This is a genomic window from Nocardioides zhouii (assembly GCF_004137345.1).
GTDB lineage: Bacteria > Actinomycetota > Actinomycetes > Propionibacteriales > Nocardioidaceae > Nocardioides > Nocardioides zhouii.
Genome location: NZ_SDWV01000018.1, coordinates 48,568 through 67,171, shown reverse-complemented (window position 1 = coordinate 67,171; position 18,604 = coordinate 48,568). Strand labels below are relative to the sequence as shown.

At 71.1% G+C, this 18,604-nt stretch carries 18 protein-coding genes and 1 riboswitch; of the genes, 16 read left to right on the top strand and 2 right to left on the bottom strand.

The window, feature by feature from the left end:
- Positions 1-19: 19 nt before the first annotated feature.
- From EUA94_RS16285 to EUA94_RS16210, 16 genes are all read left to right on the top strand, one after another.
- Complete coding sequence (locus EUA94_RS16285; RefSeq protein ID WP_129427944.1) at positions 20-1,393, top strand: hemolysin family protein; 1,374 nt, start codon at positions 20-22, stop codon at positions 1,391-1,393.
- A complete protein-coding gene (locus tag EUA94_RS16280; protein WP_129427943.1) occupies positions 1,383-2,447 on the top strand; it encodes a hemolysin family protein in 1,065 nt (354 codons plus the stop codon). Before EUA94_RS16285 ends, EUA94_RS16280 begins: the two co-directional genes overlap by 11 nt.
- Positions 2,448-2,489: 42 nt before the next feature.
- Positions 2,490-3,089: a cardiolipin synthase ClsA gene (gene clsA / locus EUA94_RS16275; RefSeq protein WP_129427942.1), complete on the top strand. Its 600-nt coding sequence runs from the start codon at positions 2,490-2,492 to the stop codon at positions 3,087-3,089.
- Entirely contained in the window at positions 3,082-3,966 is an 885-nt protein-coding gene (locus tag EUA94_RS16270) for a DUF881 domain-containing protein (protein ID WP_129427941.1), read from the top strand. The genes clsA and EUA94_RS16270 overlap by 8 nt, the downstream gene beginning before the upstream one ends.
- Positions 3,963-4,295, top strand: a complete 333-nt coding sequence (locus tag EUA94_RS16265; protein WP_129427940.1) for a small basic family protein — start codon at positions 3,963-3,965, stop codon at positions 4,293-4,295. The genes EUA94_RS16270 and EUA94_RS16265 overlap by 4 nt, the downstream gene beginning before the upstream one ends.
- Positions 4,288-5,064, top strand: a complete 777-nt coding sequence (locus EUA94_RS16260) for a DUF881 domain-containing protein (RefSeq protein ID WP_129427939.1) — start codon at positions 4,288-4,290, stop codon at positions 5,062-5,064. Before EUA94_RS16265 ends, EUA94_RS16260 begins: the two co-directional genes overlap by 8 nt.
- Before the next feature lie 53 nt (positions 5,065-5,117).
- Positions 5,118-5,504, top strand: a complete 387-nt coding sequence (gcvH, locus tag EUA94_RS16255; protein ID WP_129427938.1) for a glycine cleavage system protein GcvH — start codon at positions 5,118-5,120, stop codon at positions 5,502-5,504.
- 98 nt (positions 5,505-5,602) lie between these two features.
- Positions 5,603-6,145: an FHA domain-containing protein gene (locus EUA94_RS16250; protein WP_129427937.1), complete on the top strand. Its 543-nt coding sequence runs from the start codon at positions 5,603-5,605 to the stop codon at positions 6,143-6,145.
- A 3-nt stretch (positions 6,146-6,148) separates the two neighbouring features.
- The gene (gene ftsR, locus EUA94_RS16245) at positions 6,149-6,889 is read left to right on the top strand and encodes a transcriptional regulator FtsR (RefSeq protein ID WP_129427936.1); all 741 of its coding nucleotides are present in this window, start codon (positions 6,149-6,151) and stop codon (positions 6,887-6,889) included.
- A 55-nt stretch (positions 6,890-6,944) separates the two neighbouring features.
- Positions 6,945-7,412, top strand: coding sequence for a bifunctional nuclease family protein (locus EUA94_RS16240; RefSeq protein WP_129427935.1), 468 nt, complete (start codon positions 6,945-6,947; stop codon positions 7,410-7,412).
- 203 nt (positions 7,413-7,615) lie between these two features.
- The gene (locus EUA94_RS16235) at positions 7,616-8,230 is read left to right on the top strand and encodes a MerR family transcriptional regulator (RefSeq protein ID WP_129427934.1); all 615 of its coding nucleotides are present in this window, start codon (positions 7,616-7,618) and stop codon (positions 8,228-8,230) included.
- 98 nt (positions 8,231-8,328) lie between these two features.
- A riboswitch (glycine riboswitch) is annotated at positions 8,329-8,436 on the top strand.
- A 163-nt stretch (positions 8,437-8,599) separates the two neighbouring features.
- A complete protein-coding gene (gcvP, locus tag EUA94_RS16230; RefSeq protein ID WP_242494927.1) occupies positions 8,600-11,368 on the top strand; it encodes an aminomethyl-transferring glycine dehydrogenase in 2,769 nt (922 codons plus the stop codon).
- Between the two features lie 39 nt (positions 11,369-11,407).
- Positions 11,408-12,703, top strand: a complete 1,296-nt coding sequence (locus tag EUA94_RS16225; RefSeq protein ID WP_129427933.1) for a serine hydrolase domain-containing protein — start codon at positions 11,408-11,410, stop codon at positions 12,701-12,703.
- A 94-nt stretch (positions 12,704-12,797) separates the two neighbouring features.
- Positions 12,798-13,988 carry an SHOCT domain-containing protein gene (locus EUA94_RS16220; protein WP_129427932.1) on the top strand — a complete coding sequence of 397 codons (1,191 nt, stop codon included), beginning with the start codon at positions 12,798-12,800 and terminating at the stop codon, positions 13,986-13,988.
- Positions 13,978-15,240, top strand: a complete 1,263-nt coding sequence (locus EUA94_RS16215) for a zinc ribbon domain-containing protein (protein ID WP_129427931.1) — start codon at positions 13,978-13,980, stop codon at positions 15,238-15,240. The genes EUA94_RS16220 and EUA94_RS16215 overlap by 11 nt, the downstream gene beginning before the upstream one ends.
- Positions 15,237-15,518, top strand: coding sequence for a hypothetical protein (locus tag EUA94_RS16210; RefSeq protein ID WP_207210582.1), 282 nt, complete (start codon positions 15,237-15,239; stop codon positions 15,516-15,518). The genes EUA94_RS16215 and EUA94_RS16210 overlap by 4 nt, the downstream gene beginning before the upstream one ends.
- Positions 15,519-15,642: 124 nt before the next feature.
- On the opposite strand, the gene EUA94_RS16205 is transcribed toward EUA94_RS16210, so the two are convergent.
- Together EUA94_RS16205 and EUA94_RS16200 are read right to left on the bottom strand one after the other, a co-directional pair.
- Positions 15,643-17,049, bottom strand: a complete 1,407-nt coding sequence (locus tag EUA94_RS16205) for a metallopeptidase TldD-related protein (RefSeq protein WP_129427930.1) — start codon at positions 17,047-17,049, stop codon at positions 15,643-15,645.
- Positions 17,049-18,569, bottom strand: coding sequence for a TldD/PmbA family protein (locus EUA94_RS16200; RefSeq protein WP_129427929.1), 1,521 nt, complete (start codon positions 18,567-18,569; stop codon positions 17,049-17,051). Before EUA94_RS16200 ends, EUA94_RS16205 begins: the two co-directional genes overlap by 1 nt.
- Between the last annotated feature and the right edge of the window lie 35 nt (positions 18,570-18,604).

Below are 18,604 nucleotides of genomic sequence, written 5' to 3'. Positions count from 1 at the left end.
TGATCGTCGGGTGCGCGTCGTGACCCCCCTCCTCCTGCTGCTCGTCTCGCTGGCCCTCGTGGCCGCGTGCGGCCTGTTCGTGGCCGCCGAGTTCTCCCTCGTCACCGTCGACCGCCCGAGCGTCGAGCGCGCCGCAGCCGCGGGCGACGAGGGCGCCCGCGGCGTCCAGCTGGCCCTCCGCTCCCTGTCGACGCAGCTCTCGGGCGCGCAGGTCGGCATCACCGTGACCAACCTGGCCATCGGCTTCCTCGCGGAGCCGGCGATCTCCGACCTCATCGACGGCCCCCTGGGCGCGGCAGGCGTGCCGGACGGCGTCGTGGTCCCGCTGTCGCTCGCCATCGGGCTGGCGGTCGGCACCGTGGTGACGATGATCTTCGGCGAGATGGTGCCCAAGAACATCGCCATCGCCCGCCCGCTCGAGACCGCGCGTACGACCCAGGGCTTCATGCGCGGCTTCACCGCCCTCTCCAAGGGGCCGATCCGGGCGCTCAACGGCTCGGCCAACGCGATCGTGCGACGCCTCGGCATCGAGCCCCAGGAGGAGCTGCGCTCGGCCCGCAGCTCCCAGGAGCTCGCCTCGCTGGTGCAGCGCTCAGCCGACCAGGGCACGCTCGACGCCGACACCGCCGAGCTCGTGGAGCGCTCGGTGGAGTTCGGCACCCGCACCACCGGCGAGATCATGACGCCACGGGTGCGCACCACCACGGTGGAGGACGGCGACCGGGTCTCGTCGGTCATCGACCTCGCCCGCCAGACCGGCCACTCGCGCTTCCCGGTGCTCGACGCCGAGGACACTGTCGTCGGCACGGTGCACGTCAAGCACGCCGTCGCCGTGCCGGTCCACGAGCGCTCGACGACCCGCATCAAGCACGTCATGGTGCGCCCGGTCGTCGTGCCCGACAGCCTGCGGCTCGACCCGCTGCTCGCGCTGCTGCGCCAGGACGGCTTCCAGATGGCCATCGTGCTCGACGAGTACGGCGGCCACGCGGGCATCGTGACCCTCGAGGACGTGGTCGAGGAGATCGTCGGCGACATCTCCGATGAGCACGACCGCCTGGGTGCGCGGATCCGCCAGCGCCGCGACGGCAGCTGGACGCTCTCGGGCCTGCTGCGCCCCGACGAGGTCGAGGACGTCACCGACGTCGCGCTGCCCGACCACGAGGACTACGACACCGTCGCCGGACTGGTGATGCGCGAGCTCGGCAAGATCCCCGAGCCGGGCGATCGCGTCGAGGTCCCGGTGCCCGACCGCACCGACCCCCACGAGCCACGTGAGCGGCTGGTGACCCTGACCGTCGAGCGGATGGACGGCCTGCGCATCGATCGCCTCGACCTGCGGATCGTCGCCAGCGACGACCTGACCTCCAGCCAGGAGGCCGACGATGAACGGTGACCTCTTCGGCGTCGTCCTGGCCGTCGTGCTGCTCGCGCTCAACGCGTTCTTCGTGGGCGCCGAGTTCGCCCTGCTCGCGGCCCGTCGCAGCCAGATCGAGCCGTACGCCCAGCAGGGGTCACGTGCCGCCCGCACCACGCTGCGCGCGATGGAGAACATCTCGATCGTGATGGCCGGCGCCCAGCTCGGCATCACCGTCTGCTCGCTGGGCCTCGGTGCCATCGGCGAGCCCGCGGTCGCCCACCTGCTCGAACCGCTCTTCCACGCCGCCCGCCTGCCCGACAACTTCCTCCACCCGGTCTCCTTCGTGGTGGCGATGTCGATCGTGGTCTACCTCCACGTCGTCCTCGGCGAGATGGTTCCCAAGAACATCGCCCTCGCCGGCGCCGACCGCGCCGCGATGGTGCTCAGCCCGCCGATGATGGTGGTCGTCACCGTGCTGCGTCCGGTGATCGCCGGGATGAACATGGTCGCCAACGGCGTCCTGCGGCTCCTGCGCATCGAGCCGAAGGACGAGGTCCACTCGAGCTTCACGCGCGAGGAGGTGGCCGCGCTCGTCGAGGAGTCCCGCGGCGAGGGGCTCATCGAGGCCGAGGAGTACGACCGGCTGGCCGGCGCGCTCGGCTTCACCGAGAAGTCCGTCGAGTCGATCCTGATGACGCCCGACACGCTCGCGACCGTCGCGCCCGGCTCCACCGTGGCCGACGTGGAGGCGGTGTGCGCCGCGACGGGCTTCAGCCGGTTCCCGGTGGCGACGCCCGACGGCGCGCTCCTGGGCTACCTCCACATCAAGGACGCCCTCGAGTCCGACGACGACAAGCGCTCGCGGGTCATCGAGGACAAGTGGATCCGGCCCTTCGCCACCGTGCACCCCGAGGACCTGCTCCACGACGCCCTCGAGAGCCTGCAGGTCAAGGGCGCGCACATGGCCCGGGTCGTACGCCGTGACGGCGAGGTCGTCGGTCTCGTCACGCTGGAGGACGTCCTCGAGGAGCTCGTCGGGGAGATCCGCGACGCGGCCCACCACGACGTCCCGAGCGTCGACGCCCGCTGAGCCTGCACGCTGAGCACCATCGTGCTGGATAGGGTCTGAGGCGTGTCCGAGGAAGCGTCCCGCATCTGGACCGTGCCCAACATCATCAGTGTGGTGCGGCTTGCTGGCGTACCCCTTTTCCTGTGGCTCGTCCTCGGCCCGGAGGCGGACGCGATCGCCCTGGTCGTGCTGATGGTCGCGGGCTTCACCGACTACCTCGATGGCTGGCTCGCGCGACGCCTCGACCAGTTCTCCAAGCTCGGCGAGATCCTCGACCCGGTCGCCGACCGCCTCTACATCCTCGCGGTCGTCATCGGCCTCTACCTGCGCGACATCATCCCGTGGTGGGTGGCCCTCGCGCTGCCGCTGCGCGACCTGCTGCTGTGGGGGCTGGTGCCGATCCTGCGCACCCGCGGCTTCTCCGCGCTCCCGGTCCACTTCCTCGGCAAGGCCGCCACCTTCAACCTCCTCTACGCCTTCCCGCTGCTGCTCCTCGGCGAGGGCGACGGCATCGTCGCGACCCTCGCCCGTACGTTCGGCTGGGCCTTCGCGTGGTGGGGGATCGGCCTCTACTGGTGGGCGGGCGTGCTGTACGCCTGGCAGGTCCGCACCCTCCTGCGCGACACCCCACGGCGTACGTCGCCGGCGAACGACCATGGCTGACACCCGAGAGCGGCCACCCGAGCACGCGCTGCCCGAGCACGTCACGACCCCGTTGCTGACGCTCATCACCGCGCGGTCGATGGACGAGGACTACGCCCACGTCGCCCAGAAGCGGGCGGCCGCGGGGGAGAGCGTGGTCCCGCGGGCCAGGCCGCACTGGGTGAGCCTGGTGGCCGTGGCCGTCCTCGGCGTCATGGCCGCGGTGGTCGTCGCCCAGACCAACCGCGAGGCCGGCGTCGACGAGCTGAGCCGGGCTGCCCTCATCGAGCGGATCGAGGCGCAGAGCGGCCAGCTCGCGGACCTCCAGCGCGACGTGGGTGAGGTGACACGGGCCAACCAGGACGTGGCGAGCAACAGCACTGTGGTCCAGGGGCAGCTCGAGGACCTCTCGACCCGGGTGCGCCGGGCCGAGCTCAACACCGGCTTCGCGCCCGTCCACGGGCCGGGGGTCCGCTTCACCATCGACAACCGGCCCGGGATCGACGTCGACACCGAGATCCGGGACGAGGACCTCGCCACGCTGGTCGACGGCCTCTGGGCGGCCGGCGCCGAGGCCATCGCCATCAACGACCAGCGGCTCAACGTGCTCGGTGGCATCCGCAACACCGGCCGGGCGGTCCACGTCAACGGCCGGCCCGTCCTCGCGCCGTACGTGGTGTCGGCGATCGGCGATCCCCGGACGCTGGAGGCGCGCCTGCTCCAGACCAGCGAGGGCCAGACCTGGTTCGGCCTCGTCGACCTCCTCGACACCCTGTATTCGTCGGAGAATGTCGACGACATCCGCCTGCCGGCTGCTCCCGAGCGACCGCTGCGTGATGTGATCGAGCTCAACGCCGATCCCGCCGGCGTGCAAGAAGGGGAGGGAAGCGCGCCGTGATCGCTGCGCTGGGTCTGCTGATCGGCATCATCGCCGGGCTGGTGTTCGCCCCCGACGTGCCGCTGGCCCTCCAGAACTACCTGCCGATCGCCGTAGTGGCCGCCCTCGACGCGGTCTTCGGCGGGCTTCGCGCCTACCTCGACGGGATCTTCGACGACAAGGTGTTCGTCGTCTCCTTCGTGAGCAACGTCGTCATCGCGGCGGCCATCGTCTACCTCGGCGACCAGCTCGGCGTCGGTGCTCAGCTGACCACCGGAGTGGTGGTCGTCCTCGGCATCCGGATCTTCTCCAACGTCGCCGCGATCCGCAGGCACGTGTTCCATGCCTGACCCGCTGTCCCCGCCCGACGCCCCGTCCCGTCACCGAGGGACCGACGACGGGCCGCCCGAGGGGCGGATGCGGCGCGCCGTCACCCAGCCGTCGCGACGGCAGGCGGTGGTGGCGGTCCTGCTGGCGGTGCTCGGCTTCGGCTTCGTCGTCCAGGTGCGCGACACCGCGGCCAACGACACCTATGCCGGGCTGCGCGAGAACGAGCTGATCCAGGTGCTCGACGGCCTCACCGGCACCGCCGAGCGGGCCAGGCGCGAGGTCGACCGGCTCGATGCCCGCCGCGACGAGCTCCTCGACGAGAGCACGCGCCGCGCCGCGGCGCTCGACGAGGCGGAGCAGCGGGTCCGTACGCTCAACATCGTGGCCGGACTGGTGCCCGTGTCCGGCCAGGGCCTGCGCGTGACCATCACCGAGTCCACGAGCCGCGTCAGCGTCGGTGCCCTGCTCGACACGGTGCAGGAGCTGCGTACGGCCGGCGCCGAGGCGATGGAGTTCGGCGACGAGATCCGGCTGGGTGCCAACAGCTCCTTCGAGGACGCCGTCGGCGGGATCGAGCTCGACGGGCGGCTGCTCGAGTCGCCGTACGTGCTGGACGTGATCGGCGACCCGCACCTGCTGCGCACGGCGCTCACCTTCTCCAGCGGTCCGGTCGAGACGTTCGCCCTGGACGGCGCCACGGTGAAGATCGAGGACGTCGAGACGGTCGAGGTGACCAGCGTGCGCGACCCGTCACGACCTGAGTATGCGGAGCTCGGCACGGGCCAGTAGCCTGCCGGTCAGTCCCACCCCCACGCCAGCTCGACTGCAGGAGGAGCCCGATCGTGTATCCCGAGAACCTGAAGTACACCAGCGAGCACGAGTGGGTCCGCAGCCCCGGCGACGCGGAGGGCTCGGTCCGGGTCGGCATCACCGACTTCGCCCAGGATGCGCTCGGCGACATCGTGTACGTCTCGCTGCCGCAGGTCGGCGACAGCGTCACCGCGGGCGACACGTGCGGCGAGCTCGAGTCCACCAAGTCGGTCAGCGACATCTACGCGCCGGTCACCGGCGAGGTGGTTGCGACCAACGGATCGCTCGACTCGACCCCCGAGCTGGTCAACAGCGACCCGTACGAGGCCGGCTGGCTCTTCGAGGTCAGCGTGTCCGACCCGTCCCAGGTCGAGGGGCTTATGGATGCTTCTGCCTACCAGGCAAGCATCGCGGGCTGATTCACCGCCGCGTCGACTTGCGCGGCTGATAGGTTCGAACCAACCGTCAACCTCAACTCTCGGCTGAGGGTTGGGCGTCGATCCGTCGAGGAGTTTCCATGCCGTTCTGCACCTCTTGTGGCAAGCAGAACCCTGACGATGCCCGCTTCTGTGCCCAGTGCGGCACCAGGCTGCTCGCCGGGGACGACACCGGCGCCAACCCGGCTGCGAGCGGTCCGTCGGGGGCCAGCCAGGTGGAGTCCACCGCCACGATCACGTTCGGGGTGCCCGACCAGCGCGAGTCCTCCGACCGCCAGCTGAGCCCGGTCGACGCCGCGGCGGTCGATGCGCTCCCCGAGGGCCACGCCCTGCTGGTCGTCCAGCGCGGCCCGAGCGCGGGCAGCCGCTTCCTCCTCGACACCGACGTCGTCGGCGCCGGACGCCACCCCGACAGCGAGATCTTCCTCGACGACGTGACGGTGTCGCGCCGGCACGCGGAGTTCCGGCGTACGGGCCAGGGCTTCACCGTCGGCGACGTGGGCAGCCTCAACGGCACGTACGTCAACCGCGACCGGATCGACTCGGTGACGCTCAACGACGGCGACGAGGTCCAGATCGGCAAGTACCGCCTGGTGTTCTTCTCCTCCCACCCGGCCAGCTGATCCGTGAGTGCCTCGACGCCCGCAGGCGCGAGTCGCGGCGCCCGGTTCAACATCGGGCAGGTCCTCGACCAGCTCCGCGGCGACTTCCCCGGTGTCACCATCCCCAAGATCCGGTTCCTCGAGGACCAGGGCCTCGTCAAGCCGGAGCGCACGGCTGCGGGCTACCGCAAGTTCTCCGCCGACGACGTCGCCCGGCTGCGCTACATCCTGCTGATGCAGCGCGACCACTACCTGCCGCTCAAGGTCATCGGTGACCACCTCGACGCGATCGACCGCGGGCTCGAGCCGCCGGCGATCGAGTCGGTCGTGCCGACCGTCCCGCAGGTCGCGCTCAGCTCCGACGGGCTGCCCAGCCCCGAGTCGTTCCGCCGCAGCAGCGACCTGCGGCTCTCGCGCCGCGAGCTGCTCAAGGTCGCCGACATCTCCGAGGAGCTGCTCTCGCAGCTCGAGCAGTTCGGCCTGCTGAGCGCCCGCACCGGCACCGGCCACTTCGACAGCGACGCGCTGGTCGTCGCCCAGACGGCTCGCGAGCTCGCCGACTTCGGCTTCGAGCCCCGCCACCTGCGCGCCTTCAAGACCTCCGCCGACCGTGAGGTCGGCCTGGTCCAGCAGGTGGTCGCACCCCTGGCGCGTGGTCGCGACGCCGCGGCCCGCGGGCGGGCCGAGGACGCCACCTCGGAGATCGCGGCGCTGTCCGTACGCCTGCACGCCACGCTCGTGAAGGTCGGCCTCGACCGCGGCTGATCGCTCGGCCGACGCACCGCCCGGTCCCATCAGGGCGTCTGAGTAGGGTGGGGCCATGCGCGAAATGGACGTCGTCGGAGTCCGCGTCGAGATGCCCTCGAACCAGCCGATCGTGCTGTTGCGAGAGGTGACGGGGGAGCGCTACCTCCCGATCTGGATCGGTGCGGTGGAGGCGACGGCCATCGCCTTCGCCCAGCAGGGCGTCACGCCTCCGCGTCCGCTGACCCACGACCTCATGCGGGACGTGCTCGAGGCCACGGGCCAGCAGCTCGAGGAGGTGCGGATCATCGACATGCAGGACAACGTGTTCTTCGCCCAGCTCGTCTTCGCCGGTGGCGCCGAGGTCGGTGCCCGCCCGTCCGACTCCATCGCCCTCGCCCTGCGCACCGGCACCCGGATCGTCTGTGCCGAGTCCGTGCTGGACGAGGCCGGCCTCGCGGTGCCCGCCGAGCAGGAGGACGAGGTCGAGCGGTTCCGCGAGTTCCTCGACCACGTCTCGCCCGACGACTTCGAGTCTCCCTGATCCCTCTGGTAACACTTACCCTCAACCTGAGGTTGAGGGTTGCGACACGCCGCCCCGTGGATGGACAACCCGAACTCTCGGGCTTACCTTGAGATGTCTTCGTTGTAACTCCACCGCTGTGGTTGTCGGTTCGACCGGCACCGTGCGGATCCTTCCCCCAGGAGTTGCTGCTCAGCGGAGGAACCGACCTGGAGGGTTTGGCTGTGGGTAGCAACGAGAACGAACAGGGCGCCGACGCCGCTGCGGCCAAGGCCGCTGCCGACGCCGCCGGTCTCGCCGAGGAGCAGGGACTGCTCTTCGCCGACGACGTCTCGCCCCTCCCGAGCGACACCGGCTACCGCGGCCCGACCGCGTGCAACGCCGCCGGCATCACCTATCGCCAGCTCGACTACTGGGCCCGCACCGGCCTCGTCGAGCCGAGCGTGCGCGGCGCGGCCGGGTCTGGCTCGCAGCGCCTCTACTCCTTCCGCGACATCCTGATCCTCAAGGTCGTCAAGCGACTGCTCGACGCGGGCATCTCGCTCCAGCAGATCCGCACGGCGACGACGCACCTACGTGAGCGCGGCACCGACGACCTGACCCGCGTCACCCTCATGAGCGACGGCGCCTCGGTCTACGAGTGCACCAGCAACGACGAGGTCATCGACCTGCTCCAGGGCGGCCAGGGTGTCTTCGGCATCGCCATCGGCGGCGTCTGGCGCGAGATCGAGGGCACGCTCGCCGAGCTGCCCAGCGAGCGTACGTCCGCCGAGGAACCGGCCAGCACGGTCGCCGGTGACGAGCTCGCCGCCCGTCGCGCCGCCCGCCAGACGGGCTGATCAGCACCTCGATCAGCACCAGAACCCTCCGACGAAGCCGCCCGACGACCGGGCGGCTTCGTCCATTTCTGTTGCGTATCGCTAAACTGGAAACGCCGACATCCCGTGCGGGAGAGTCGTTGCGGCCACGTCCTCGGGCAGGTCGCAGTGCGCCGAAGGGGCAATTCCTCCCGGAACCTCTCAGGCACCAGGACCGCACGGGTTGGCACTCTGGAGGCCACCGGGCCGACAGATGGGAGGTCATCCGAGTGACCTCAAGGAGTGCCCGTGCCGGACGCCACCTCGCCCTCGACCGCCACCTCGACCGAGACCACGCTGGGTGAGTTCGTCGCCCGCCACATCGGGCCCGACGACGCCGACGTCGCCCGGATGCTCGAGGCGATCGGCCACGAGTCGCTCGAGGGCCTGATGGCCGCAGCCGTCCCCGGCGGGATCCGCACCGCAGCGGCCCTCGACCTCCCCGACCCGCTCGACGAGGAGGCCACGGCGCGCGCCCTGCGCACCCTCGCCTCGCAGAACCGGCCGGCCGAGGCGATGATCGGGCTGGGCTACCACGCGACCATCACCCCCGCGGTGATCCGCCGCAACGTGCTCGAGGACCCGTCCTGGTACACCGCGTACACGCCCTACCAGCCTGAGATCTCCCAGGGCCGGCTCGAGGCGCTGATCAACTTCCAGACGGTCGTCGCCGACCTCACCGGCCTCCCGACGGCCAACGCCTCCCTCCTCGACGAGGCCACCGCCGCGGCGGAGGCGATGACGCTCGTACGCCGGGCGCAGCGCAACGCCGCCGGGCCGTTCGTCGTCGACGCCGACGCCCTCCCGCAGACCATCGACGTGGTGCGCACCCGCGCCGAGGGCATGGGCATCGAGGTCGTGGTCGCGGACCTGACCGACGGGCTGCCCGACGGTGAGCTCTCCGGCGTCCTGGTCCAGTACCCCGGCGCCTCGGGCGTCGTACGCGACCCGCGGGCAGTGATCGACGCAGCCCACGAGCGCGGCGCGCTGGCCGTGGTGGCCGCCGACATCCTGGCCCTGGCCCTGCTCGAGGCGCCCGGCGCCTTCGGGGCCGACGTCGTCGTCGGCTCGTCCCAGCGCTTCGGTGTACCCCTCTTCTACGGCGGTCCGCACGCCGGCTTCATGTCGGTGTCGAAGGGTCTCGAGCGGCACCTGCCCGGCCGCCTGGTCGGCGTCTCGGTCGACGCCGAGGGCCGCCCGGCGTACCGCCTGGCGCTGCAGACCCGTGAGCAGCACATCCGCCGCGACAAGGCGACCTCCAACATCTGCACCGCCCAGGTGCTGCTGGCCGTCGTGGCCTCGATGTACGCCGTCTACCACGGCCCCGACGGGCTGCGCCGGATCGCGCAGCGCACGCACGACCACGCGAGCCGCATCGCCGCCGCGCTGCGGGCCGGGGGAGTCGACGTCGTCAACGACACCTGGTTCGACACCCTGACCGTGTCGGTCCCCGGTCGCGCCGGAGAGGTCGTCGCGGCCGCCCGTACGGTCGGACTCCACCTGCGCCTGATCGACGAGGACCGGGTCGGACTCTCGACCTCCGAGCGCACCAGCCCGTCGACGGTCGCCGCGGTGCTCCGCGCCTTCGGCGTGCCCTCCGGCGCCGACGACGTGGAGTCCGGGCTGCCCGAGGCGCTGCGTCGCACCACGGAGTTCCTGACCCACGAGGTCTTCAACTCCCACCACAGCGAGACGCAGATGCTGCGCTACCTGCACAAGCTGTCGTCGCGCGACTACGCACTGGACCGCGGGATGATCCCGCTCGGCTCGTGCACGATGAAGCTCAACGCCACGACGGAGATGGAGCCGGTCAGCCTGCCCGGCTTCGCCGACCTGCACCCGTTCGCGCCCGCCCAGGACGCCACCGGCTATCGCGAGCTCGTAGACGACGTGGAGCGGTGGCTCGCCGAGGTGACCGGCTACGACAAGGTGTCGGTGCAGCCCAACGCAGGCTCGCAGGGCGAGCTCGCCGGCCTCCTGGCGATCCGCGGCTACCACGGGGCGAACGGGGACACGGCGCGCGACGTCTGCCTGATCCCGTCCTCGGCACACGGCACCAACGCGGCCTCCGCGGTGATGGCCGGCATGAAGGTCGTGGTCGTGAAGGCCTCCGACGACGGCTCGATCGACCTCGACGACCTGCTCGCGAAGTGCGACCAGCACGCCGAGACACTCGCGGCGATCATGGTCACCTACCCCTCGACCCACGGGGCGTACGAGGACTCGATCACCGACCTCTGCAAGATCGTCCACGACCACGGCGGCCAGGTGTACGTCGACGGCGCCAACCTCAACGCCCTCCTCGGGTTCGCCCGGCCGGGCGAGTTCGGCGGCGACGTCTCGCACCTCAACCTGCACAAGACGTTCTGCATCCCGCACGGTGGCGGCGGCCCCGGCGTCGGCCCGGTCGCCGTCCGCGCGCACCTCGCGCCGTACCTGCCCTCCCACGCCGCGCACCCGGAGTCCGAGAAGCGCGAGGGCATCGGTGCGATCAGCGCGGCGCCGTACGGTTCGGCGGGCATCCTGCCGATCACCTGGGCCTACATCCGGATGATGGGCGGCCCCGGCCTGACCCGCGCGACCGCGGTGGCCGTGCTCTCGGCCAACTACATCGCCCACCGCCTCGAGGAGCACTTCCCGGTGCTCTACCGCGGCCACGGCGACCTCGTCGCCCACGAGTGCATCCTCGACCTGCGCGGCATCACCAAGGCGAGCGGCGTGAGCGTCGACGACGTCGCCAAGCGGCTCGTGGACTACGGGTTCCACGCGCCGACCATGTCGTTCCCGGTCGCCGGCACCCTCATGGTGGAGCCGACCGAGTCGGAGGACCTGGCCGAGATCGACCGCTTCTGCGACGCGATGATCGCGATCCGCGGAGAGATCGCCCGCGTCGAGGCGGGGGAGTGGACGCCGGAGGACTCGCCGCTGCGCCACGCACCGCACACGGCTCGCGCCCTCGTCGGCGACTGGGACCGCTCGTACACCCGCGAGCTCGCGGTCTTTCCGCAGGGCATAGACCCCGACAAGTACTGGCCCCCGGTGGCGCGCATCGACCAGGCGTACGGCGACCGGAACCTGGTCTGCGCGTGCCCGCCGCCGGAGGCGTTCGCCGAGAACTGATCGGGGCGCCCGATGGTGGACCCCCACTAGGGTCTCTCCATGAGTGACCAGCGCCAGCGACTGCTGGACGTGGCGCAGGCCGAGGGCCGGCTGACGTCCGTGGTCGGTGCCGTCTTCGACCGCTACGGCGCGGTGTGGGCCGGCGGGGCGGGCGACGCGCCGGGGCTCGACGGCCAGTACCGGATCGGGTCCATCACCAAGACGATGACCGCCGTCCTGGTGATGCAGGCCCGCGACGCGGGACTGCTGGACCTCGACGACCCGCTGTCGGCCCACCTCGGCGAGGTCGGCTACGGCGAGGTGACCGTGCGCCACGCGCTGGCGCACGCGTCCGGCATGCAGAGCGAGCCGCGCGGACTGTGGTGGGAACGCACGCGGGGCCGCGACTTCACCTCGCTCGCCGCCGCCAACGACGGCTCCGGCCGGGTCGCCGGGCCGGGGGAGTGGTTCCACTACTCGAACCTCGGCTACGGACTCCTCGGTGAGGTCGTCGCGCGGCGCTTCGGCGCGCCCTGGCGCGAGCTGGTCAACGAGCGGCTGCTCCGGCCGCTCGGCATGCGGTCGACGTCGTACCTCCCGAGGCCAGGAGCCCAGCCCGGCTGGAGCGTCGACCACTTCACCGGCATCCGCGTGCACGAGCCGCTGACCGAGACCGGTGCGATGGCGCCGGCCGGCCAGCTCTGGTCGACGCTGGCCGACCTCGTGACGTGGGGGCAGGTGCTCGGCGGCACGCGCCCCGACCTGCTGACGCCGGAGACGCTGGAGGAGATGGGCCGCCCGGTGCAGCCGGGCTACGGCCTCGGCCTGATGCTGGGCGTGCACCCGGGCGGCCGGCTCGTCGGGCACGACGGCTCGATGCCCGGCTTCATGGCGTCGCTGCACGTGGATCCCGACAGCGGCATCGGCGCGGTGGTGCTGACCAACGCCACGACCGGCATCGCCCCGCAGGACCTGGCCGTCTCCCTGATCGAGGGTGATCCGGACGCCTCGGAGGACCGACCCGCGCCCTGGCGGCCGACGGCGGTCCTGCCCGACGACGTGGCCGGCGTGCCGGGGGTGTGGTTCTGGGGCAACACTGCGTACGACGTGCGCTGGCACAACGAGGGTCTCGAGCTGCGGCTGATGGCGCGCGGCGGGCTGCTCAAGGAGCGCTTCGAGCTGTCCGGCGGCGTGCTGCGCGGCGTCCTGGGCTACCACCGCGGCGAGCCCCTCGACGTCGTACGCCGTCCGGGCGGGTCGATCAGCCACCTCGAGTGCGCGACCTTCGTCTACACGCGGACGCCCTACGACCCGTACGTCGACATCCCGGGCGGCCACCCGACCCGGCTCGCCTGACCGGAAGAGCCTGCCGCGGCGGGTCTCCGAGCGCTACTGTTGCGGCCGTCGGGGGCGGCTGCACCCGCGTGGATCCTTCCGGAGGGAATCGGCAATGGGACTCTTCCAGGCTGTGAGCGGCGCCATCGGCGGCACGCTGGCCGACCAGTGGCTCGACTTCTACACGGTTCCCGACGGGCTGCCCGCCACGGCCGCGGTCTTCCCGGCCGTGCGCCGGGACGAGAACCAGGGGCGCGGCGCCAACGCCGGCGCGTCCGACGGCGTGATCACCAACGGCTCGAAGATCGTCGTGCCGGAGGGCTACGGCCTGGTGTTGATCCAGGACGGTGCCTTCACCGGCTTCGCCGCCCAGCCCGGCGGCTACATCTGGGACTCCGAGGAGTCGGCCTCGCAGTCGGTCTTCTCCGGCGGTGGCCTCGTCGACTCGCTGATCAAGCAGAGCTGGGAGCGCTTCAAGTTCGGTGGTCGCCCCGGCTCGCAGCAGACCGCGATCTTCGTCGCGCTCAAGGAGCTCCCCAACAACAAGTTCGGCACCCAGTCGGAGATCTACTGGGACGATGCGTTCCTGAACACGCAGGTCGGCGCCATCACGCGCGGCACGTACACGCTCAAGATCACCGACCCGCTGACCTTCATCCGCAACTTCGTCTCCGCGGGCGTCATCAGTGGCAAGGGCGTCTTCGACTTCACCAACATCGACAACCCCGCGGGCGAGCAGCTCTTCAACGAGGTCGTCGGATCGCTCGCGCCGGCCTTCTCGATGTACACCAACGACCCCGCCAAGGGGAACCGGATCGCGCGGCTCCAGCAGGACTCCGTCGGCTTCGCGCAGTCGCTCTCGGCCGCGGTCGAGGAGAACTACCGGTGGCGCACCGACCGCGGGCTGGAGATCGTCAAGACGGCGATCATCTCGATCGAGTACGACGAGAACACCCGCGAGCTGCTCAAGAACGTCCAGCGTGCCGACGCCCTGTCGGGCTCGCGCGGCAACTCGAACCTCCAGGCGTCCGTCGCCGCGGGCATCGAGTCCGCCGGCGAGAACGCCGGACCGGGCGGGCTGATCGGGATGGGCATGGCCACCGGTGGCATGGGCCTCGGCGGCCTGCAGCAGCCGACCCAGCAGGCGCCGGCCGCTCCCCCCGCTCCGGCGGCACCGGCTCCGGCCGCCGCACCCGCCGCCGACGACCCGGTCGCGGTGCTCAAGCGCGCCAAGGAGATGCTCGACGCCGGCCTGATCACGCAGGAGGACTACGACGCCGCGAAGGCCAAGGCTCTTGGCATCTGACCAGCCCCCGCCGCGCGACCCGGACGGCCCCGTCTTCGACGGTCCGCCGCTCTCCCTCGAGGAGGAGCTGGCGGCAGCGCGCGCCGAGCCCGAGCCGGGCCCGGACATCGACACCGTCAACGAGTCACTGAACGACGGCATCAACCGGTGCCCGAAGTGCGGGTCGACCGACGTACGCCAGCGCGCCACCACCGGCATGCTGGTCTGCCTGTTCTGCCGCCACGAGTGGCAGGAGGCGCGGGTCGAGGAGGAGTTCGGCCTGGGCGTCGGCATCGACGAGCTCCAGGGCGTCGTCATCGCCGGCGGAGCGGGGGAGATCTCGTCCGACGACGACGTCATCACGATGACCTGCGGCGGGTGCGGTGCCGACGTCGTGGTCGACACGGCCCACGCGATGAATGCCCGCTGCCACTGGTGCCGCCACACCCTCAACGTCAACCAGCAGACGCCGAACGGAGCGGTCCCCGACGCGGTGCTGCCGTTCCGGCTGACGCACGCCGAGGCCGTCGAGAAGATCCGCGAGTTCGCCTCCAAGCGGCGGCTCTTCGCGCACCCGCGGTTCAAGAAGGAGTTCATCCCGGAGAACGTGCTCGGCGTCTACCTGCCCTACCTCGTGATCGACGCCCGCGCCGAGGCGGCGTACGCCGGGACGGGCGAGGTGGAGACCCGACGGTGGACCGAGAAGAACGGCGACAACTCGACGACCTACTACGCCGCCGATGTCTACCGCCTCGATCGCTCGGTCGCCTTCACCGTCGACGACCTGACCGTCGAGGGCGCCGCGGACCGCGCCCAGATGGGCGGCTCCACCACCAACAACATCGTCAACACTGTCCTGCCGTTCGACACGAAGAACGCGGTGAAGTGGAACTCCAGCTATCTGGTCGGCTTCACCAGCGAGAAGCGTGACCTCGACGTGAGCGACCTGGAGCCGGTGCTGGAGGACCAGCTGCTCTCGATCGGTCGCTCGCAGGTGGAGGGCTCGCTGACGCAGTTCGACCGGGGCGTGCGCTGGGAGGCGGAGAAGGTGGACGTCGGCGGCTCCCGCTGGGTGTCCATGTACCTGCCGGTGTGGCTCTACTCCTACTACCAGGAGAACACCAAGATGCTGCACTACATCGCGGTCAACGCGCGTACGGGGGAGACGATGGGCAGCGTCCCGGTCTCCCAGTGGCGGCTGCTCGCCGCGGCGCTGACGGTCGGCACGGTCCTCGAGGGCATCGCGGGCTGGATCCTGGTGGTGTCCGCATGATCGCCGAGATGACCCAGGTGGTGGTGATGGCGGGCGACGGCGCCCCTGGGTGGATCCTCGCCGCCGGCCCGGCGGGTGGGGCAGCGACGTACTGGGCGCTGTACCGCTACTACCGCAACACCGACAAGTCGCACGCCTACGAGCGCGACACCCTCATCGCCGCGCAACCGGTGCAGGGCAACCAGGAGAAGGTCGACCACATCTCACGGACCCGCGACTCCGACATCGACGGCGACAACTCCGGCAACCACCGGGCGCGCGTCCAGCGGCTCGGCTGACCTCGCGCTCTGTACGTTCCGGCGCTTGGCGCCCGGAGGCGGTGCGTGAGGGGGGAGTCCGATGGTCCGGGAGCCCCCTCAGACACCGCCCGGGGATGTGCGCTGGGCTGGGACGGGAGCGGGGTCAGACGCCCTGCGACACGCTCGACATGTTGAAGTCGGGGATCCGCAGGGCGGGGGTCGCCGTACGCGAGAAGTAGTCGTCGCCCCACTCGCGGCTGAAGCTCGGCACCGACTCGGTGGCGGCGCTGAAGCGGTTGAGCAGGTCGATCGGGCTCTCGTTCCAGCGGAAGTTGTTGGCCGCGCCGACGATCTCGCCGTCCTCGATGACGTACACGCCGTCACGGGTGAGGCCGGTGAGGAGCATGGTCTGCGGGTCGACCTCGCGGATGTACCAGAGGCAGGTCAGCAGCAGCCCGCGCTGGGTGCCGGCGATCATGTCGTCGATCGTGCCGGCGCCGTCACCGACCTCGAGGACGAGGTTGTCGATCATCGGCGTGACCGGCTGGCCGGTCATGCCGGCCGAGTGGCGGGTCTGGAGCAGCCCGGTGAGGAGGCCGTCCTGGACCCAGTCGGTGCGCTCGAGCGCGAGGCCGTTGTCGAAGACGGAGTCGGTGTTGTCGGAGGAACCGGTGATCACGAACGGCGCGCACTCGAGTCCGGCGTACGTCGGGTCCGAGAACAGGCTCACGCCCGGCGCCGCGACCTTGTCGCCGATCCGGGTGCCGCCACCGCGACGGCTGTAGACCGACTCGCCCTCGTGGGCGACGCGGGCACCCGCGCCCCAGTAGGCGTCGATCATCAGGTCGGCGACCGACGAGGGCGGCAGAATCGTGTCGTAGCGACCGGCCGGCAGGTCGATCCGGCGCTCGGCCCAGCCCAGGCGCTGCTTCACTGTCGCGGCCATGGCTGCCGCGTCGACGTCGCGGAAGTCGCGGGTGGCGCCGCCGGTCCAGGCGCTGCGGGTGAGGGAGGTGTCCTTGCCCGTGCAGGCGTAGTGCCCGGTCGGCTGGACGTGCCGCAGGCGCAGGCCGCGGCTGGAGCCGAGGTAGGTGGTGGCGACCTCGTGGTTGACGAAGCCGTAGAGCAACCGGTTCTCCGCCGTCGCCTGGACGAAGGCCTCGCCCAGCGCCGGCGCGAACGCGCGGTAGACGCCGATGTCGGTCGTCTCCGGCTCGGTGTCCCAGTCGGACGAGGTCACGTCGCCGATCAGCTCACCCGCGTCCTCGGCGGGGGAGCCGGCGCGAGCGGCGGCATCGGCAGCCTGCACGAGCGCCGTGACCTGGTCGGGCGTGGACGCACTGCCCGACACCGACCCGGTGGCGATCCCGCCGTCGACCGCAGCGAAGCTGACCACGGTCACCGAGACCTCGGTCATCACGCCGTTGGTGGTCAGCGTGTTGTTGGCCCACCGCAGGTTGGCGCTGGTGATGTCGCGGACGATCGCGACGCAGTCGTCGGCCGTGGAGGTGGCGAGCGCGTGCTCGACCAGCTGCTGGGCCGTGGTTGTGCCGCGCAGGGAGATGGTCATCAGTGGCCCGCCTCGTGGATGGTGTTGAGGATGTTGATGCCGCGGAAGAGCGACGTGGGGCAGCCGTGGCTGACCGCCGCGACCTGGCCGGGTTGGGCCTTGCCGCAGTTGAAGGCGCCGTGGAGCTCCCAGGTGTCGGGTCCGCCGACGGCCTCCATCGAGCCCCAGAAGTCCGTGGTGGTGGCCTGGTAGGCGACGTCGCGGAGCATGCCGTCGAGCTTGCCGTCGGTGATCTTGTAGAACCGCTGGCCGGTGAACTGGAAGTTGAACCGCTGCATGTCGATCGACCACGACTTGTCGCCGACGACGTAGATCCCGCGCTCGACGCGGGAGATCAGGTCGTCGGTGGAGAGGTCGTCGGTGCCCGGCATGAGCGAGACGTTGGCCATCCGCTGGATCGGGATGTGGCCCGACGAGTCGGCGTACGCGCAGCCGTTGCTGCGGCCGTCGTTGAGCTCGGGCTTGAGGTGGCCCATCGAGCGGTCGAGCTGGTAGCCCACCAGCACGCCGTCGCGGACGATGTCCCAGGTCTGGGTCTGCACGCCCTCGTCGTCGTAGCCGACGGTGGCCAGGCCATGCTCCTGGGTGCGGTCGCCCTGGACGTTCATCACCGGCGAGCCGTACTGCAGCGTGCCGAGCTTGTCGTACGTGGCGAACGAGGTGCCGGCGTAGTTTGCCTCGTAGCCCAGCGCCCGGTCCAGCTCGGTCGCGTGGCCGATGGACTCGTGGATGGTGAGCCAGAGGTTGGACGGGTCGATGACGAGGTCGTACGTGCCCGCCTCGACGCTCGGCGCGACCAGCTTCTCGGCGAGCAGGTCGGGCGTGGCCGCGAGCTCGGCATCCCAGTCCCAGTGGGCACCGGTGAGGTACTCCCAGCCGCGGCCCGCGGGCGGCGCGATCGAGCCCATCGAGTCGAAGATCCCGGTCGTGGCGTCCTCGCCGCTGGCCTCGAAGCCGGGCTGCAGTCGTACGCGCTGCTGGGTCGTCCGGGTGCCGGCGAGGTCGGCGTAGTACTTGTTCTCCTGCACCTGCTGCAGGAAGGCGGTCGCGTGTGCGACGGCATCGCCGGCGCGCAGCCGCTCGGTCCAGCCGACCAGCAGGTCCGCCTTCTCCCGGGTCGGGACCTCCAGCGGGTTGATGTCGTAGCCCGAGACCCAGGTGACGTTGTCGTGCACTGGCTCGGGTGCGAGCTCGACCGGCGTCGTGGTCATCGCCGCCGCCACCTTCGCCACCGCGACGGCGGTCTCGGCCACCCGGCGGGCCTCGTGGTCGGTCAGCGCGACCCCGGAGGCGAACCCCCAGGCGCCGCCGTGGACGACGCGTACGGCGAAACCGAGGTCCTCGGCGTCGCTCGCGGTCTGCAGGATGCCGTCGCGGGCACCGAGGTACTGGTAGCGGATCCGCTCGAGCCGGAAGTCGGCGTGGCTGGCTCCCAGCTCCTGGGCGCGGGCCAGGGCCACGTCGCCGAGGCGACGGTGGGGCAGGTCGCTGAAGGTCGGGTCGAGCCCGGGCGCACTCATGTCTCCGAACCTATCCGGAGGTCGTACGCCGACCG

Bases quoted from the DNA above. Each gene is read 5' to 3' on its own strand.
- EUA94_RS16225 (WP_129427933.1), top strand. From the start codon at position 11,408: ATGAGTGACCAGCGCCAGCGACTGCTGGACGTGGCGCAGGCCGAGGGC.
- EUA94_RS16200 (WP_129427929.1), bottom strand. From the start codon at position 18,569: ATGAGTGCGCCCGGGCTCGACCCGACCTTCAGCGACCTGCCCCACCGT.
- EUA94_RS16280 (WP_129427943.1), top strand. From the start codon at position 1,383: ATGAACGGTGACCTCTTCGGCGTCGTCCTGGCCGTCGTGCTGCTCGCG.
- EUA94_RS16260 (WP_129427939.1), top strand. From the start codon at position 4,288: ATGCCTGACCCGCTGTCCCCGCCCGACGCCCCGTCCCGTCACCGAGGG.
- EUA94_RS16270 (WP_129427941.1), top strand. From the start codon at position 3,082: ATGGCTGACACCCGAGAGCGGCCACCCGAGCACGCGCTGCCCGAGCAC.
- EUA94_RS16220 (WP_129427932.1), top strand. From the start codon at position 12,798: ATGGGACTCTTCCAGGCTGTGAGCGGCGCCATCGGCGGCACGCTGGCC.
- EUA94_RS16205 (WP_129427930.1), bottom strand. From the start codon at position 17,049: ATGACCATCTCCCTGCGCGGCACAACCACGGCCCAGCAGCTGGTCGAG.
- EUA94_RS16210 (WP_207210582.1), top strand. From the start codon at position 15,237: ATGATCGCCGAGATGACCCAGGTGGTGGTGATGGCGGGCGACGGCGCC.
- EUA94_RS16240 (WP_129427935.1), top strand. From the start codon at position 6,945: ATGCGCGAAATGGACGTCGTCGGAGTCCGCGTCGAGATGCCCTCGAAC.
- EUA94_RS16250 (WP_129427937.1), top strand. From the start codon at position 5,603: ATGCCGTTCTGCACCTCTTGTGGCAAGCAGAACCCTGACGATGCCCGC.
- gcvP (WP_242494927.1), top strand. From the start codon at position 8,600: ATGCTCGAGGCGATCGGCCACGAGTCGCTCGAGGGCCTGATGGCCGCA.